This window comes from Enterobacter cloacae complex sp. P13B, assembly GCF_014895915.1.
GTDB classification, from domain to species: Bacteria; Pseudomonadota; Gammaproteobacteria; order Enterobacterales; family Enterobacteriaceae; genus Enterobacter; species Enterobacter bugandensis.
Genome location: NZ_JADBQN010000047.1, coordinates 68,549 through 84,126 on the forward strand (window position 1 = coordinate 68,549; position 15,578 = coordinate 84,126).

Sequence of the window (15,578 nt, forward strand, 5' to 3'; positions counted from 1 at the left end):
AATTATGTTCGTTTTCGCGCATGGAGCGTGTCGGCAAGCGCCATTGCAAGACCGACGGCGAGGCCGGTGACGTGCGCACCATTGGCGATAGACATACCAAACAGATCAAACCATCCGGCAATTAGCCATATTAACGCAAAGGCTATTAATCCGCGTTGTAAATAGATGCCGCTTTCCGGGTCGCGCTCCCCGCGAAGCCAGACGTAGCCCATCAAAGCGTAGACGACACCCGACAGCCCGCCGAACCACGGGCCGCTGAATTTATGCTGTACATAGCCGCTCAGCAGGGCGCTGATTACGGTGATGACAATCAGCTTGCCGCTGCCGAGCCGCTTCTCAACGATACCGCCGAGATACCACCACCACAGCAGGTTAAAGAGGATATGCATCACCGAGAAATGCATCAGCGCGTGGGTAAAGTAGCGCCAGACGTCAAAATCCAGCGACGGATCATACGGCCACGCCAGCGCGATCATCACGCTCTGGTCGCCCACCACGTTCATAATAATGAAGACGATAATGCAGGCTGCCATCAGCAGCAGCGTAAACGGGCCCGCGCGCTCGCGAATCGTGGCAAGGAAGGGAAAGCGGCTGTAATGCAGTCCGCTGCCGGTCTGCCCGGATTGCCAGCTGGCCGCCAGATAGCGCGGGTCGCCGGGGTTCTCAAGGAAACGCGCCAGCTCCTCGTTGACCCGCCCTGCCTGGCTCTCATCGGCCAGCCAGACGTCGGTCTGAGTATGTTGCTGAATGGTCAGAATAACGCCCTGCGTCGCCATATAGTCGACAAACGCCTGGGCGACGCGCGGGTTGGTAAAAGAGGTGATCATCAACATGGGCAGCGGTCGCTTATTTCCACACAAAAGGGGACAGTATAGCGGGATTAGCGCTCAAACGCGTATTCCACTTCTGCCGGGAAATGACGATGCCAGGCATCGAAGCCGCCGTCGACGCTGTATACCGCGTCATAGCCTTGCTGAATCAGATACTGCGCCGCGCCTTTGCTGCTGTTGCCGTGGTAGCACATGACCATAACGGGCGTTTCGAAGTCGTTATCGCGCATAAACGCGCCCAGCGTGTCGTTGGTCAGATGAAACGCGCCCGGCGTGTGGCCCATCGCAAAACTCTGCGGGTCGCGGATGTCCACCAGCACCGCTTTTCCCTGGTGCATCTTCTGGTGGGCTTCTTCTACGTTAATACATTCAAACTGATCCATGGTGTTCTCTTTACAGTGGTCAACGACAAGATTTTACCCCGTAGTGTACGTCCTGGCGGCGGGTAAACGCCATTATGTTATCCATATCACTCTAAATTGTTTTTTTGATGTTACCAAAAGCGCGTTCCTTTGCTATTATGAGCGATATCGAACATTTTTGAGCTTTAACGAAAGTGCATGAGGGTGTTATGGAAACCAAAGATCTGATTGTGATAGGCGGTGGCATCAACGGTGCCGGTATTGCGGTTGATGCCGCAGGACGCGGTTTATCCGTGCTGATGCTGGAAGCTAACGATCTCGCCTGCGCGACGTCGTCCGCCAGCTCCAAGCTGATCCACGGTGGCCTGCGCTACCTGGAACACTACGAATTCCGCCTGGTCAGCGAAGCGCTGGCCGAACGCGAAGTGCTGCTGAAAATGGCCCCGCATCTGGCGATCCCGATGCGCTTCCGCCTGCCGCACCGTCCGCACCTTCGTCCGGCGTGGATGATCCGCATCGGCCTGTTTATGTACGATCATCTGGGCAAACGCACCAGCCTGCCGGGTTCGAACGGTTTGCGTTTTGGCTCAGAATCGGTCCTTAAGCCGGAAATCGTGCGCGGTTTCGAATATTCAGACTGCTGGGTGGACGATGCGCGCCTGGTTCTGGCGAATGCGCAGATGGTCGAGAAGAAAGGCGGCGAGGTGAAAACCCGCACCCGCGCGACCGCCGCCCGCCGCGAAAACGGCCTGTGGATTGTGGAAGCGGAAGACGTGGATACCGGCGAGAAGTTCAGCTGGAAGGCGCGCGGCCTGGTGAACGCCACCGGCCCGTGGGTGAAGCAGTTCTTCGACGACGGCATGCACCTGCCTTCCCCGTACGGCATCCGCCTGATCAAAGGCAGCCACATTGTGGTGCCGCGCGTGCATACCCAGAAGCAGGCCTACATTCTGCAGAACGAAGACAAACGCATCGTGTTTGTGATCCCGTGGATGGACGAATTCTCGATCATCGGCACCACCGACGTGGAGTACAAGGGCGATCCGAAGAACGTCGAGATCGACGAGAGCGAAGTGAACTACCTGTTGAAAGTGTATAACGCGCACTTTAAGAAACAGCTGTCGCGCGACGACGTGGTCTGGACCTACTCTGGCGTGCGTCCGCTGTGCGATGACGAGTCTGACTCACCGCAGGCCATCACCCGCGACTACACGCTTGATATCCACGACGTAGACGGTCAGGCACCGCTGCTGTCGGTGTTTGGCGGCAAGCTGACTACCTACCGCAAGCTGGCCGAGCACGCGCTGGAAAAACTGGCGCCGTACTACAAAGGTATTGGCCCGGCGTGGACCAAAGAGGCAGTGCTGCCCGGCGGAGATATTGGCGGAAACCGCGACGATTACGCCGCGAAGCTGCGCCGTCGCTTCCCGTTCATTACCGAAGGGATGGCGCGCCACTACGCCCGCACCTACGGCAGCAATACCGAGCTGTTCCTGGGCGACGCGAAATCGCTTGCCGATCTGGGTGAACATTTCGGCCACGAGCTGTACGAGGCCGAGCTGCGCTACCTGGTTGAGCACGAGTGGGTTCGCCGCCTTGAAGATGCCATCTGGCGTCGTACCAAAGAAGGGATGTGGCTTAACGCCGAGCAGCAGTCTCGCGTGGCGCAGTGGCTGCAGCAGCATGCGGGGAAGCGTGAGCTGTCGCTGGCGTCGTGATGTAAAAAGCCCGGTGGCGCCACCGGGCTTTGTTTTTACAACCGCACCGGATCAATATGCCAGATGTTCTCGGCATACTCCTTGATGGTCCTGTCAGACGAGAAATACCCCATGTTGGCGATGTTGTGCATCGCCGCGCTGGTCCACTTCTCCTGCTGACGGTACAGCTCGTCAACTTTATCCTGGCAGTCCACGTAGCTGCGATAATCCGCCAGCACCTGATAGTGGTCGCCAAAGTTAATCAGCGAATCCACCAGATCGCGATAGCGGCCCGGCTCGTCGGGGCTGAACACACCGGTCGCAATCTGCGTCAGGACCTGACGTAGCTCTTCATCCCCTTCATAGAACTCACGCGGGGAGTAGCCTTTCCTGCGCAGCGCCTCCACTTCTTCGGTGGTATTGCCGAAGATAAAGATATTCTCTTCCCCTACGTGCTCCAGCATCTCGACGTTCGCCCCGTCCAGGGTGCCGATGGTCAGCGCGCCGTTGAGGGCAAACTTCATGTTGCTGGTGCCGGACGCTTCCGTCCCCGCCGTGGAGATCTGCTCGGAGAGATCTGCCGCCGGGATGATCAGCTGCGCCAGGCTGACGCTGTAGTTCGGGATGAATACCACCTTCAGCTTGTCGCCAATCTCCGGATCCTGGTTCACCACCTTCGCCACATCGTTGATCAGGTGAATAATGTGCTTCGCCATGTAGTAGGCGGAAGCCGCCTTACCGGCGAAGATCTTCACGCGCGGCACCCACTCTGCGGTTGGATCGGCCTTAATGCGGTTGTAGTGAGTGATCACGTGTAGCACGTTCATCAGCTGACGCTTGTATTCGTGGATGCGCTTGATCTGCACGTCAAACAGCGCTTTTGGGTTTGCGACCACGTTGAGGTGCATCGCCAGCCAGACCGCCAGACGTTTCTTGTTCAGCAGCTTGGCTTCCCGCACTGCCTTGTTCACCGTCGGGAAATCAATATGCTGCTTAAGCTCGCTCAGCTGGCTCAAATCGGTGCGCCAGGTGCGGCCGATATTCTCATCCAGCACGTCAGAGAGCGGCTGGTTGGCCAGCGCCAGCCAGCGGCGCGGCGTAACGCCGTTGGTGACGTTGCAGAAGCGCGTCGGGAAGATCTTCGCGAAGTCCGCAAACAGGGACTGCACCATCAGGTTCGAGTGCAGCTCGGACACGCCGTTGACCTTGTGGCTGATGACAACCGCCAGCCAGGCCATGCGCACGCGACGACCGTTGGATTCATCAATGATCGAGGCACGGCTCAGCAGCCCGGTATCGTTCGGGTACTGCTCCTGCAGCGTCTTGAGGAAGTAGTCGTTGATCTCGAAGATGATTTGCAGGTGGCGCGGCAGAATTTTGCCGAGCATGTCCACCGGCCAGGTCTCCAGCGCTTCGCTCATCAGGGTGTGGTTGGTGTAGGAGAACACCTGGCACGTCACCTCAAACGCGTCGTCCCAACTGAACTTGTGCTCGTCGATCAGCAGGCGCATCAGCTCGGGAATGGAGAGCACCGGATGGGTGTCGTTAAGGTGAATCGCGGTTTTCTCCGCCAGGTTGGCGTAGGTTTTGTGCAGCTGATGGTGGCGGCTGAGGATGTCCTGAATCGTCGCGGAGACGAGGAAATACTCCTGACGCAGGCGCAGCTCGCGCCCGGAGTAGGTTGAGTCATCCGGATACAGCACGCGGGAGACGTTCTCGGAGTGGTTTTTATCTTCCACCGCGGCAAAGTAGTCGCCCTGGTTAAATTTACCGAGGTTGATTTCGCTACTCGCCTGGGCGTTCCACAGGCGCAGCGTATTGGTCGCATCGGTGTCATAGCCGGGGATGATCTGATCATAGGCCACGGCGAGGATCTCTTCGGTTTCCACCCAGCGGGACTTTTTCCCTTCCTGCTGAATGCGTCCGCCAAAGCGCACCTTGTAGCGCGTGTTGTGGCGCTTGAACTCCCACGGGTTGCCGTATTCCAGCCAGTAGTCCGGGGACTCTTTCTGGCGGCCGTCAACGATGTTCTGCTTGAACATGCCGTAGTCGTAGCGAATACCGTAGCCGCGCCCCGGCAGCGCCAGCGTTGCCAGCGAGTCAAGGAAGCAGGCGGCAAGACGCCCGAGACCACCGTTACCCAGCCCCGGGTCGTTCTCTTCGTCAATCAGCTCTTCTAAATCCAGCCCCATCTCTTCCAGCGCGGTTTTGACGTCGTCGTAGATACCGAGCGACAGCAGCGCGTTGGAGAGGGTGCGGCCAATCAAAAATTCCATCGACAGGTAGTAAACCTGCCGCGTCTCCTGCGAAAGCTGGGCGCGGTTAGAGCGCAGCCAGCGTTCGACCATGCGGTCACGCACCGCAAAAAGGGTGGCGTTCAGCCACTCGTGCTTGTTGGCGATGACCGGATCTTTCCCGATGGTAAACATCAGCTTGTAGGCGATGGAGTGCTTTAACGCCTCAACGCTGAGCGTGGGGGAAGAGTAGCTAAATGGAGCGTTCATATCAGTAACTTCGCCTCGTTACATCAAGCGTTGATAAAGGTCGCGGTACGACTGCGCCGCAACGTGCCAGCTAAAGTCCATGGACATCGCCTGACGCTGAACGTAACGCCACAGGGATGGACGGGACCACAAGACGAACGCACGCCGAATCGCCCGAAGCAGCGACCAGGCATTACTGTCTTCAAAGACAAACCCGCTGGCGATACCGTCCGCCAGGTTTTCCAGAGAACTATCCGACACCGTATCCGCCAGCCCGCCCGTGCGGCGCACCAGCGGCAGCGTGCCGTATTTCAGACCGTAGAGCTGCGTCAGGCCACAGGGTTCGAAACGGCTCGGCACCAGAATCACGTCCGCGCCGCCCATAATGCGGTGCGAGAACGCTTCGTGATAGCCAATCTGCACGCCCACCTGCCCCGGATGTTCCGCGGCGGCGGCGAGGAAACCTTCCTGCAGCACCGGGTCGCCCGCGCCGAGCAGCGCCAGCTGTCCACCCTGCTCCAGTAAACCGGGCAGCGCCTCCAGCACCAGATCCAGCCCTTTCTGGCTGGTCAGGCGGCTGACCACCGCAAACAGCGGCACCTTGTCGTTGACCTTCAGCCCCATCGCAATTTGCAGCTGGCGTTTGTTTTCAGCTTTATCTTCCACCGAGTCGCGGCCATAGCGCGCGGCCAGCAGGAGATCGGTTTCAGGGCTCCAGATCTGCTCATCCACGCCGTTCAGAATGCCCGACAGGCGGCCTTCACGATGGCGCTGCTGCAGCAGCCCTTCCAGACCGTAGCCAAACTCCGGCTGGGTAATTTCACGCGCGTAGGTGGGGCTCACCGCCGTGATGTGGTCGGCGTAGTACAGCCCGGCCTTCAGGAACGAAATTTGCCCGTTGAACTCCAGCCCGTGCATGTTATAGAACGACCATGGCAGATCGATGTCATTCATATGATGCGCATAGTACATGCCCTGATACGCCAGGTTGTGCACCGTAAACACCGATTTTGCCGGATGCCCTTTTGCCGCCAGATACGCTGGCGTCAGCCCGGCGTGCCAGTCGTGCGCGTGGACCACATCCGGACGCCAGAATGGATCCAGCCCGACGGCCATCTCCGCCCCCACCCAGCCGAGCAGCGCAAAGCGCAGCACGTTGTCGGTATAGGCGAACAGGTTGGTATCGTGATACGGGCTGCCCGGACGGTCGTACAGATGCGGCGCGTCGATCAGGTAGATCCCTACGCCGTTGTAATGCCCAAACAGCAGGGTGATGCGTCCGGCAAACGTTTCACGGCGGGTCACCACCTTTGCATCAGGTATGCCGCGCCGGATATCCGGAAAGGCGGGCAGCAGGACGCGGGTATCGACTCCACCGGCGATTTGCGCCGCCGGTAATGCACCAAGAACATCCGCCAGGCCGCCCGTTTTTAACAACGGGAACATCTCAGAACATACGTGTAAAACCTGCATCATCGCTCCTGTTTGATCTGCAGCTTCCGCAACATTTCCCGTGTGACTAACACGATCCCCTCTTCAGAACGGTAGAAGCGACGCGCATCTTCTTCCGCGTTTTCACCAATCACCATTCCCTCTGGAATGACGCAGGCGCGGTCGATCACGCAGCGACGCAGACGACACGAACGCCCTACCCAGACATCCGGCAGCAGAACCGCCGAATCGATATTACAGAATGAGTTTATACGCACGCGCGGGAACAGCACGGACTGCACCACCACCGAACCGGAGATGATGCACCCGCCGGAGACCAGCGAGTTCAGGGTCATGCCGTGGCTGCCGGAGCGGTCCTGCACGAACTTCGCCGGCGGCAGGGATTCCATGTGGGTACGAATCGGCCAGTTCTGGTCGTACATATCCAGCTCAGGCGTCACGGACGCCAGATCGAGGTTGGCTTTCCAGTACGCTTCCAGGGTTCCCACATCGCGCCAGTAAGGCTCCGCATTCGGGTCGGACTGCACGCAGGACAATGGGAAGGGATGTGCATAGGCCATGCCAGCTTTGGTAATTTTCGGGATGATGTCTTTACCGAAGTCGTGGCTGGAGCTTTCGTCTTTGTCGTCTTCTTCGAGCAGCTCATAAAGATAATCTGCATCAAAGACATAGATCCCCATGCTGGCGAGCGATTTGGTGTCATCGCCCGGCATGGTTGGCGGGTTCGCCGGTTTTTCAACGAAGTCGATAATCTTGTCGTCCGCATCCACGTGCATCACGCCAAACGCCGTCGCCTCGGCAACGGGCACCGGCAGACACGCCACGGTGCAGCGCGCCCCTTTTTCGACGTGGTCGATCAGCATGTGCGAGTAATCCTGCTTGTAGATGTGGTCACCCGCGAGGATCACGATGTATTCCGCGCTGTAGCGGCGAATAATGTCGAGGTTTTGGGTCACCGCATCCGCCGTGCCGCGGTACCAGTTTTCCCCGTGTACGCGCTGCTGCGCCGGGAGCAGATCGACAAACTCGTTCATCTCTTCGCTGAAGAATGACCAGCCGCGCTGAATGTGCTGCACCAGGGTGTGCGACTGATACTGAGTAATGACGCCAATGCGGCGAATGCCCGAGTTCAGGCAGTTTGAGAGCGCAAAGTCGATAATGCGGAACTTACCACCAAAGTGAACGGCCGGCTTGGCGCGCTTGATGGTCAAATCTTTCAGACGGGTACCACGCCCGCCCGCAAGTATCAGGGCAACGGTTTTTAATGGTAGCTGGCGCGCCAACATTAACGGATCGTTCTTCTCTAATCTAACCATGACTAACTCCTTTTTTATCATCTTTGGAATACGCACACTCCGTGCGCAGGCCCGTGCCAGACAGCCATTACTACCGGATTATCCGCTCCGGCAAAGGGGGGAACAGCTCGCCACTCCCCGTCAGGTAAAACAATCTCTGCGATGTCGTCCGTCGCGTTCAGCGTCACCAGCCACTTATCCGAAAGCAGGATTTGCAGGCAGGTGATGCCGTGTTGCCACTCTTGCGCGCTCAACGGCTGCGCGTCTTTATTCAGCCAGCTAACGTTGCCGTCGCCCTCTTCCCACCAGCTGTCGGCGGTAAGGGCGGGGATCTGCTGGCGAAGGTGGATCAGCGCCGCGGTGAAATGGGTCAACCCGCTGTTCGCCTCCCCCCAGTCGAGCCAGGTTAAGGTATTGTCCTGGCAATAGGCGTTGTTATTGCCGTGCTGGCTGTGGCCGTGCTCGTCGCCCGCCAGCAGCATCGGCGTGCCCTGAGACAGCAAAAGCGTCGTCAGCAGCGCATGAACGCTGGCGCGTCGCCGCTCGATCACATCCAGACTTCCGCCTAACCCTTCTATACCATGATTGAAGCTATGGTTATTGTTAGTACCATCGCGATTCTCTTCGCCGTTGGCCTCATTGTGTTTCTGATTGAAACAAACGCAGTCGCGCAGCGTAAAACCGTCATGCGCCGTCACCAGGTTGATGGTGGCCGACGGACGTTTTCCGTCGCGCTTAAAGAGATCGCTGGAGCCGGCAAAGCGTCCGGCGAACTCGCCCAGCGACAAATCGCGCGCCAGCCAGAAGCGGCGGATGGCATCGCGGTAGTGGTCGTTCCACTCGGCAAATAGCGGCGGGAAGTTCCCCACCTGATAACCGCCTTCACCGATGTCCCACGGCTCTGCGATGAGCTTCACCGTTGAGAGCACCGGGCAGTTTTTTATCGCCTCAAACAGCGGTGCCTGCTGGCTAAATGCTGGAGTGCGCCCCATCACCGGCGCCAGGTCGAAACGAAAACCGTCCACGTGGAACGTTTCAACCCAGTATTTCAGGCATTCATACGCGTAATGCGTAACGGCCGGATGGCTGAGGTTGAGGGTGTTACCGCACCCGGTCCAGTTCTCGTAATCGCCATCTTCCCTGATCCAATAATAGCTACGGTTATCGATTCCGCGCTGTGAGAGCGTCGGGCCGTCAAGATCGCTTTCCGCACTGTGGTTCAGCACCACGTCCAGAATGACCTCAATGCCCGCGGCGTGGAGTGCCTTCACCGCGTCGCGAAACTCGTCCCGCGCTTTCTCCGGATGCACCGCGTAGCGCGGGTCGAGAGCGAACATCGCCAGCGGGTTGTAGCCCCAGTAGTTGCTTAACCCAAGACGCTGAAGACGCGGCTCGCTGGCGAAATGCGCCACCGGAAGCAGCTCCAGCGCGGTGATGCCCAAATGCTTCAGGTAAGCGACCATGGTCGGATGCCCCAGCGCTTTGTAGGTGCCGCGCATCTCTTTGGGGATCGACGGGTGCAGGTAGGTCAGCCCTTTGACGTGCGCTTCATAGATGACGGTGTTACCCCACGGCGTGCGCGGCGGGGCATCGTCTTCCCAGTCGTAGAGATCGTGCACCACCGCGCTTTTCGGCGCGACGGGCGCGCTGTCGCGGTGGTCCGGCTCGCCGTAGCCGACGTGGAACAGCGGGTCGTCTTTAAACTCGCCGTCCACGCGGCGCGCGCACGGGTCAATCAGCAGCTTCGCCGGGTTAAACCAGTGCCCCTGAGAAGGCTCCCACGGGCCGTGTACGCGAAAACCGTAGTGCATTCCCGGACGCCCGCCGGACAGGTAACCGTGCCAGATGTCTCCCGTGCGGGACGGTAAATCGTAACGGTGCTCGTTACCCTCCCCGTCAAACACGCAGAGCTCCACCCGCTCCGCGTGAGCAGAAAAGAGCGTGAAGTTCACCCCCTTTCCGTCAAAACTCGCGCCGAGCGGTTCGGGTTTACCTGCCGTAAGCTGCGTCATTCTCCCTCCCGCATCAGCCAGATGGTGCCAAGCGGCGGCAGCGTCAGGCTCAGGGAGTTTGGACGCCCGTGGCTTTCAATCGCATCGCTCTGCACCAGCCCGCCGTTACCGGCGTTACTGCCGTGGTAATGCATGGAATCGGTATTCAGGATCTCGCGCCATTTGCCCGGCTGGTTAATGCCGAAGCGGTAGTGTTCGCGCGGCACCGGCGTGAAGTTGCTGGCGACGATAATCTCGTTACCCGCTTTGTCACGACGTACAAAGACAAACACCGAGCGCTCGTGGTCGTCCACCACCAACCACTCAAAGCCGTACGGGTCGAAGTCCAGCTCGTGCAGCGCTTTATGGTGGCGGTAGGTCAGGTTCAGGTCGCGCACCAGACGCTGTACGCCGTGGTGCCAGTTGTCGCCGCCCTCCAGCAGATGCCAGTCGAGGCTGGTGTCGTGGTTCCACTCGCGACCCTGGGCGAACTCATTGCCCATAAACAGTAGCTTTTTGCCCGGGAAGGCAAACATCCAGCCGTAGTAGGCGCGCAGGTTGGCAAACTTCTGCCACGCGTCGCCCGGCATGCGGTCGAGAATGGATTTTTTGCCGTGCACCACTTCATCGTGCGACAGCGGCAGCATGAAGTTTTCGGTGTAGTTGTAGAGCAGCCCGAAGGTGAGCTTATCGTGGTGATACTGACGATAAACCGGGTCGAGCTTCATGTAGTCGAGCGTATCGTGCATCCAGCCCAGGTTCCACTTGTACCAGAACCCCAGGCCGCCTGATGACGGAGGGCGGGAGACGCCCGCAAAGTCCGTCGACTCTTCCGCCATGGTCACGGCGCCTTCCACCTGCTCGCCGATGATGCGGTTGGTGTTGCGCAGAAATTCAATCGCTTCGAGGTTTTCACGGCCGCCATACTCGTTCGGGATCCACTCTCCCTCTTTGCGGCTGTAGTCGCGGTAGATCATCGACGCCACCGCATCCACGCGCAGGGCATCAATGCCGAAGCGTTCGATCCAGTACAGCGCATTCCCCACCAGGTAATTCGACACTTCACGGCGACCGTAGTTGTAGATCAGCGTGTTCCAGTCCTGGTGATAGCCTTCGCGCGGGTCGCTGTGCTCGTACAGCTTCGTGCCGTCGAACTCTGCCAGCGCAAAATCGTCCGACGGGAAATGGCCCGGCACCCAGTCGAGGATCACGTTCAGCCCGGCGGCGTGCGCAGCATCAATGAAATAACGGAAATCATCGCGCGTGCCGAAGCGCCGCGTGGGCGCATACAGCCCGGTGGGCTGATAGCCCCAGCTGCCGTCGAACGGGTGCTCGTTAACCGGCAGCAGTTCGAGGTGGGTAAAGCCCATCCATTTGGCGTACGGCACCAGCTGGTCGGCGAGCTCCCGGTAGCTGAGCCAGAAGTTGTTGTCCGTGTGGCGGCGCCAGGAGCCGAGATGCACTTCGTAAACGGAGATCGGCGCATCAAAGCGGTTGGCCTGCTTGCGCTCCTCGGTCTGGACGACCTTCTCCGGCAGGCCGCAGATCAGCGATGCGGTATCCGGGCGCATCTGCGCCTCAAAGGCGTACGGGTCGGCTTTAATGCGTAGCTTGCCGTGCGCGTCGATCATCTCAAATTTGTAGAGCTGGCCATTATGCGCCCCGGGGATAAACAGCTCCCAGATGCCCGTCTCACGGCGCAGGCGCATCGGGTGGCGGCGACCGTCCCAGTAGTTGAACTGCCCAACGACGGAAACGCGCTGGGCGTTTGGCGCCCATACGGCAAAGCGCGTGCCGGTGATACCGTCCATGGTATCCGCATGGGCACCCAGCGTTTCGTAGGGGCGTAAATGGGTCCCTTCGGACAGCAGCCAGGCATCCATCTCTTTTAAGAGCGGCCCAAAGCTGTAGGGATCGTCAATCAGGTTTTGCTGGCCGTGCCAGATAACGGCAAGCTGATAGCGAAAGGGGTTTTTACGGCGGGGCATGACGCCCGAGAAAAAGCCGCGCGAGTCGAGGCATTCCAGATTACCCACCTTGCGGCCGGTTTTGGGTTCGATAACCCACACTTCTGTCGCATCCGGCAACAGCGCCCGAACTTCCAGTCCGGCCTCTGTACGGTGCATCCCTAGCACAGAAAAGGGGTCGGCAAAATGACCCGCAATAAGCGCATTAATCACGTCTCTCGAAATACGATCGGACATGGTATTCATCCTGTTTTTTTATGTCGCCCTTTTTACGCGCTCCGGGACGACTTTTAATGTGACCTAAACGGTGCAGTTGATCCTCTCTGCTCCGCCCTACCCTCAGGTGAGAAATAAATCTTCCTTAAAGCATAGCCAACGTCGTGGTTCCTCCTGATAAAAAATAAGACATCTGCGTTTTACTCCATGTAGTACGCAAAAAAAGGGGGTGACAATCACCCCCCGTGTTTAACAAATTATTACGCCAGCTGGCGCAGCATGCGGCGCAGCGGCTCGGCGGCCCCCCACAACAGCTGGTCGCCGACGGTGAACGCGGAGAGATACTCCGGCCCCATGTTCAGCTTGCGCAGGCGGCCAACCGGCGTGGTCAGCGTGCCGGTAACGGCAGCCGGGGTCAGTTCACGCATGGTGATATCGCGATCGTTTGGTACCACTTTCGCCCACGGGTTGTGCGCGGCCAGCAGCTCTTCCACGGTCGGAATAGACACATCTTTTTTCAGTTTAATGGTGAAGGCCTGGCTGTGGCAGCGCAGCGCGCCGATACGCACGCACAGACCGTCAACCGGAATGGTATTCGCGGTGGCGAGAATTTTGTTGGTCTCCGCCTGGCCCTTCCACTCTTCGCGGGTCTGGCCGTTATCCAGCTGTTTGTCGATCCACGGGATCAGACCGCCGGCCAGCGGTACGCCGAAGTTATCCACCGGCAGCTCGCCGCTGCGGGTCAGCTGAGTGACTTTGCGCTCGATGTCGAGGATGGCGGACGCCGGGTTTGCCAGCTCGGTCGCGACGCTTTGGTGCAGCTGGCCCATCTGGGTCAGCAGCTCGCGCATGTGTCGCGCGCCGCCGCCGGACGCGGCCTGGTAGGTCGCCACGGAGACCCACTCCACCAGGTCCTGCGCGAACAGGCCGCCGAGTGACATCAGCATCAGGCTGACGGTGCAGTTACCGCCAACAAAGGTTTTCACGCCGTTGTTCAGGCCGTCGGTGATGACGTCCTGGTTAACCGGGTCGAGAATAATGATGGCATCGTCTTTCATGCGCAGTGAAGAGGCCGCGTCAATCCAGTAGCCCTGCCAGCCGCTTTCACGCAGCTTTGGATAGATTTCGTTGGTATAATCGCCGCCCTGGCAGGTCACAATAATGTCGAGTGCCTTCAGCGCTTCCAGATCGTAAGCGTCCTGCAACGTGCCTGTGGTACCACCAAAGGACGGAGCAGCCTGGCCGAGCTGGGAAGTGGAGAAGAAGACCGGGCGGATAGCGTCGAAATCGCGCTCTTCAACCATGCGTTGCATGAGTACAGAGCCGACCATACCGCGCCAGCCGATGAAACCAACGTTTTTCATAGCATTTTTTTCCTGCTGAGGGTGTGTGCTGATTGTGCAAGCCAGTATTGAACTGGGATATGCTTCACATTACAAAATGCTGCCAAAGTCGCAAGCGAAATTAATCGATGATTGCCCGGCAATCAGAAATACAGCTAATTATCATAATAACCATAGAGAGTTTCAGGGATAATTTACATGAGTGAAATCATTTCAGCAGCGGTTTTATTGATCCTGATAATGGATCCACTGGGCAACCTGCCCATCTTCATGTCGGTGCTGAAGCACACCGAGCCGAAGCGCCGCCGGGCGATCATGATCCGCGAGCTGCTTATTGCCCTGCTGGTGATGTTTATCTTCCTGTTTGCCGGTGAAAAAATCCTTGCGTTCCTGAACCTGCGCGCCGAAACGGTCTCCATTTCCGGTGGGATTATTCTGTTCCTGATTGCCATCAAGATGATCTTCCCGAGCGCCGAAGGCAGCAGCAGCGGCCTGCCCGCAGGCGAAGAGCCGTTTATCGTGCCGCTGGCGATTCCCCTCGTCGCGGGGCCAACCATTCTGGCGACGCTGATGCTGCTGTCGCATCAGTATCCGAATCAGATGAGCCATCTGGTCATTGCCCTGCTGATTGCCTGGGGCGGAACATTTATTATTCTGCTGCAGTCGTCGCTGTTCCTGCGCCTGCTGGGCGAAAAAGGGGTGAACGCGCTGGAGCGTCTGATGGGGCTGATTCTGGTAATGATGGCGACGCAGATGTTCCTGGACGGCATCCGGGCGTGGATGAAAGGATGACTTTCTCCCTCTCCCCGTGGGAGAGGGCCGGGGTGAGGGCATCAGGCCGCAGAGGACAGCCCCACCTACCCCTTACGAATCAAATACCGGTACGGCAGCGCCTCGGTCTGCTGCGCCACCAGCTCATGCTCCATAAAGGTACAAAAACCGGGAATATCGCGCGTGGTGGCCGGATCGTCGGCAATAATCAGCAGCGTTTCACCGGTCTGCATGTTACGCACGGTCTTACGTACCATCATTACCGGCTCCGGGCAGCGAAGGCCCTGGGCATCAAGGGTGTGGTCTGGGCTGGAAAACAGGTCGGTCATGATCTTCTCGGTCAGATAAAAACGGCAGTAGTTTACGCCCCGGCGCGGGCAATGCAAACCAGGTTAACGATTGCGCAAAAACTAACCATTGCAATGTCCAGCCAAAGCAGTATCATGCTGCGGTTTTTATTGGGTTCCCTCACCCCAACGTATAAAAAGGTCACAATATGACGCAGTTCTCTGAATCACAGCGCGTAAAAGCGTTGTTCTGGCTTTCGCTTTTCCATTTGCTGGTGATCACCTCCAGCAACTACCTGGTGCAGCTCCCGATCTCCATTTTTGGTTTTCATACCACCTGGGGCGCGTTCAGCTTTCCGTTTATTTTCCTCGCCACCGATCTGACCGTGCGTATCTTCGGCGCACCGCTGGCGCGCCGCATTATCTTTGCGGTCATGCTTCCGGCGCTGTTCATCTCGTACGTGATCTCCTCCCTGTTTTACATGGGTAGCTGGCAGGGCTTTGAGGCGCTGACACACTTCAACCTGTTTGTCGCCCGTATCGCCGCGGCAAGCTTTATGGCCTACGCGCTGGGGCAGATCCTCGACGTGCACGTGTTTAACCGCCTGCGTCAGAATCACCGCTGGTGGATGGCGCCGACCGCGTCCACGCTGTTCGGCAACGTGAGCGATACGCTGGCCTTCTTCTTCATCGCCTTCTGGCGCAGCCCGGATGCCTTTATGGCCGAGCACTGGATGGAGATCGCGCTGGTGGACTACTGCTTCAAGGTGCTCATCAGCATTGTTTTCTTCCTGCCGATGTACGGCGTGCTGCTGAATATGCTGCTGAAAAGGCTGGCAGATAAATCTGAAATCACGGCATTGCAGGCTGGTTAAGGGTTCGCT

Annotated in this window: 12 protein-coding genes; 3 read left to right on the plus strand and 9 right to left on the minus strand. The window is 58.4% G+C overall.

Going from position 1 to position 15,578, the window contains the following annotated elements; translation table 11 throughout:
* Positions 1 to 2: 2 nt before the first annotated feature.
* Together glpG and glpE are read right to left on the minus strand one after the other, a co-directional pair.
* Positions 3 to 833, minus strand: a complete 831-nt coding sequence (gene glpG / locus IM273_RS19030) for a rhomboid family intramembrane serine protease GlpG (protein ID WP_045259371.1) — start codon at positions 831 to 833, stop codon at positions 3 to 5.
* Between the two features lie 47 nt (positions 834 to 880).
* Positions 881 to 1,213: a thiosulfate sulfurtransferase GlpE gene (gene glpE, locus IM273_RS19035; protein WP_028014686.1), complete on the minus strand. Its 333-nt coding sequence runs from the start codon at positions 1,211 to 1,213 to the stop codon at positions 881 to 883.
* Between the two features lie 188 nt (positions 1,214 to 1,401).
* Between glpE and glpD the strand changes: the two genes are divergently transcribed.
* The gene (glpD, locus tag IM273_RS19040) at positions 1,402 to 2,910 is read left to right on the plus strand and encodes a glycerol-3-phosphate dehydrogenase (RefSeq protein ID WP_041911900.1); all 1,509 of its coding nucleotides are present in this window, start codon (positions 1,402 to 1,404) and stop codon (positions 2,908 to 2,910) included.
* 35 nt (positions 2,911 to 2,945) lie between these two features.
* Here the strand turns inward: glpD and glgP are convergent, their stop codons facing one another.
* From glgP to asd, 6 genes are all read right to left on the minus strand, one after another.
* Positions 2,946 to 5,393 (minus strand): glycogen phosphorylase, encoded by a 2,448-nt coding sequence (glgP, locus tag IM273_RS19045; protein ID WP_041911899.1) that lies wholly within the window; start codon positions 5,391 to 5,393, stop codon positions 2,946 to 2,948.
* 18 nt (positions 5,394 to 5,411) lie between these two features.
* Positions 5,412 to 6,845, minus strand: coding sequence for a glycogen synthase GlgA (gene glgA, locus IM273_RS19050; protein ID WP_041911898.1), 1,434 nt, complete (start codon positions 6,843 to 6,845; stop codon positions 5,412 to 5,414).
* Positions 6,845 to 8,140 carry a glucose-1-phosphate adenylyltransferase gene (glgC, locus tag IM273_RS19055; RefSeq protein WP_028014690.1) on the minus strand — a complete coding sequence of 432 codons (1,296 nt, stop codon included), beginning with the start codon at positions 8,138 to 8,140 and terminating at the stop codon, positions 6,845 to 6,847. Before glgC ends, glgA begins: the two co-directional genes overlap by 1 nt.
* A 17-nt stretch (positions 8,141 to 8,157) precedes the next feature.
* On the minus strand, positions 8,158 to 10,131 hold the full coding sequence (glgX, locus tag IM273_RS19060) for a glycogen debranching protein GlgX (protein WP_193050655.1): 1,974 nt from the start codon (positions 10,129 to 10,131) through the stop codon (positions 8,158 to 8,160).
* Complete coding sequence (gene glgB / locus IM273_RS19065; RefSeq protein WP_045259374.1) at positions 10,128 to 12,314, minus strand: 1,4-alpha-glucan branching enzyme; 2,187 nt, start codon at positions 12,312 to 12,314, stop codon at positions 10,128 to 10,130. Before glgB ends, glgX begins: the two co-directional genes overlap by 4 nt.
* 239 nt (positions 12,315 to 12,553) lie before the next feature.
* Positions 12,554 to 13,657, minus strand: a complete 1,104-nt coding sequence (gene asd / locus IM273_RS19070) for an aspartate-semialdehyde dehydrogenase (RefSeq protein WP_022649649.1) — start codon at positions 13,655 to 13,657, stop codon at positions 12,554 to 12,556.
* Between the two features lie 177 nt (positions 13,658 to 13,834).
* Here asd and yhgN point away from each other — a divergent pair, with 177 nt between their 5' ends.
* The gene (yhgN, locus tag IM273_RS19075; RefSeq protein WP_003861574.1) at positions 13,835 to 14,428 is read left to right on the plus strand and encodes an NAAT family transporter YhgN; all 594 of its coding nucleotides are present in this window, start codon (positions 13,835 to 13,837) and stop codon (positions 14,426 to 14,428) included.
* Positions 14,429 to 14,493: 65 nt separating this feature from the next.
* Here the strand turns inward: yhgN and tusA are convergent, their stop codons facing one another.
* The gene (gene tusA, locus IM273_RS19080; protein ID WP_008503071.1) at positions 14,494 to 14,736 is read right to left on the minus strand and encodes a sulfurtransferase TusA; all 243 of its coding nucleotides are present in this window, start codon (positions 14,734 to 14,736) and stop codon (positions 14,494 to 14,496) included.
* Between the two features lie 167 nt (positions 14,737 to 14,903).
* Here tusA and IM273_RS19085 point away from each other — a divergent pair, with 167 nt between their 5' ends.
* On the plus strand, positions 14,904 to 15,569 hold the full coding sequence (locus IM273_RS19085) for a 7-cyano-7-deazaguanine/7-aminomethyl-7-deazaguanine transporter (protein ID WP_028014693.1): 666 nt from the start codon (positions 14,904 to 14,906) through the stop codon (positions 15,567 to 15,569).
* Positions 15,570 to 15,578: the final 9 nt, after the last annotated feature.

Excerpts from the sequence above, each read along its gene's own strand:
- glgX (WP_193050655.1), bottom strand. The coding sequence starts at position 10,131 with ATGACGCAGCTTACGGCAGGTAAACCCGAACCGCTCGGCGCGAGTTTT.
- glgP (WP_041911899.1), bottom strand. The coding sequence starts at position 5,393 with ATGAACGCTCCATTTAGCTACTCTTCCCCCACGCTCAGCGTTGAGGCG.
- glgC (WP_028014690.1), bottom strand. The coding sequence starts at position 8,140 with ATGGTTAGATTAGAGAAGAACGATCCGTTAATGTTGGCGCGCCAGCTA.
- asd (WP_022649649.1), bottom strand. The coding sequence starts at position 13,657 with ATGAAAAACGTTGGTTTCATCGGCTGGCGCGGTATGGTCGGCTCTGTA.
- glgB (WP_045259374.1), bottom strand. The coding sequence starts at position 12,314 with ATGTCCGATCGTATTTCGAGAGACGTGATTAATGCGCTTATTGCGGGT.
- IM273_RS19085 (WP_028014693.1), top strand. The coding sequence starts at position 14,904 with ATGACGCAGTTCTCTGAATCACAGCGCGTAAAAGCGTTGTTCTGGCTT.
- glpD (WP_041911900.1), top strand. The coding sequence starts at position 1,402 with ATGGAAACCAAAGATCTGATTGTGATAGGCGGTGGCATCAACGGTGCC.
- glgA (WP_041911898.1), bottom strand. The coding sequence starts at position 6,845 with ATGCAGGTTTTACACGTATGTTCTGAGATGTTCCCGTTGTTAAAAACG.
- yhgN (WP_003861574.1), top strand. The coding sequence starts at position 13,835 with ATGAGTGAAATCATTTCAGCAGCGGTTTTATTGATCCTGATAATGGAT.
- glpG (WP_045259371.1), bottom strand. The coding sequence starts at position 833 with ATGTTGATGATCACCTCTTTTACCAACCCGCGCGTCGCCCAGGCGTTT.
- glpE (WP_028014686.1), bottom strand. The coding sequence starts at position 1,213 with ATGGATCAGTTTGAATGTATTAACGTAGAAGAAGCCCACCAGAAGATG.
- tusA (WP_008503071.1), bottom strand. The coding sequence starts at position 14,736 with ATGACCGACCTGTTTTCCAGCCCAGACCACACCCTTGATGCCCAGGGC.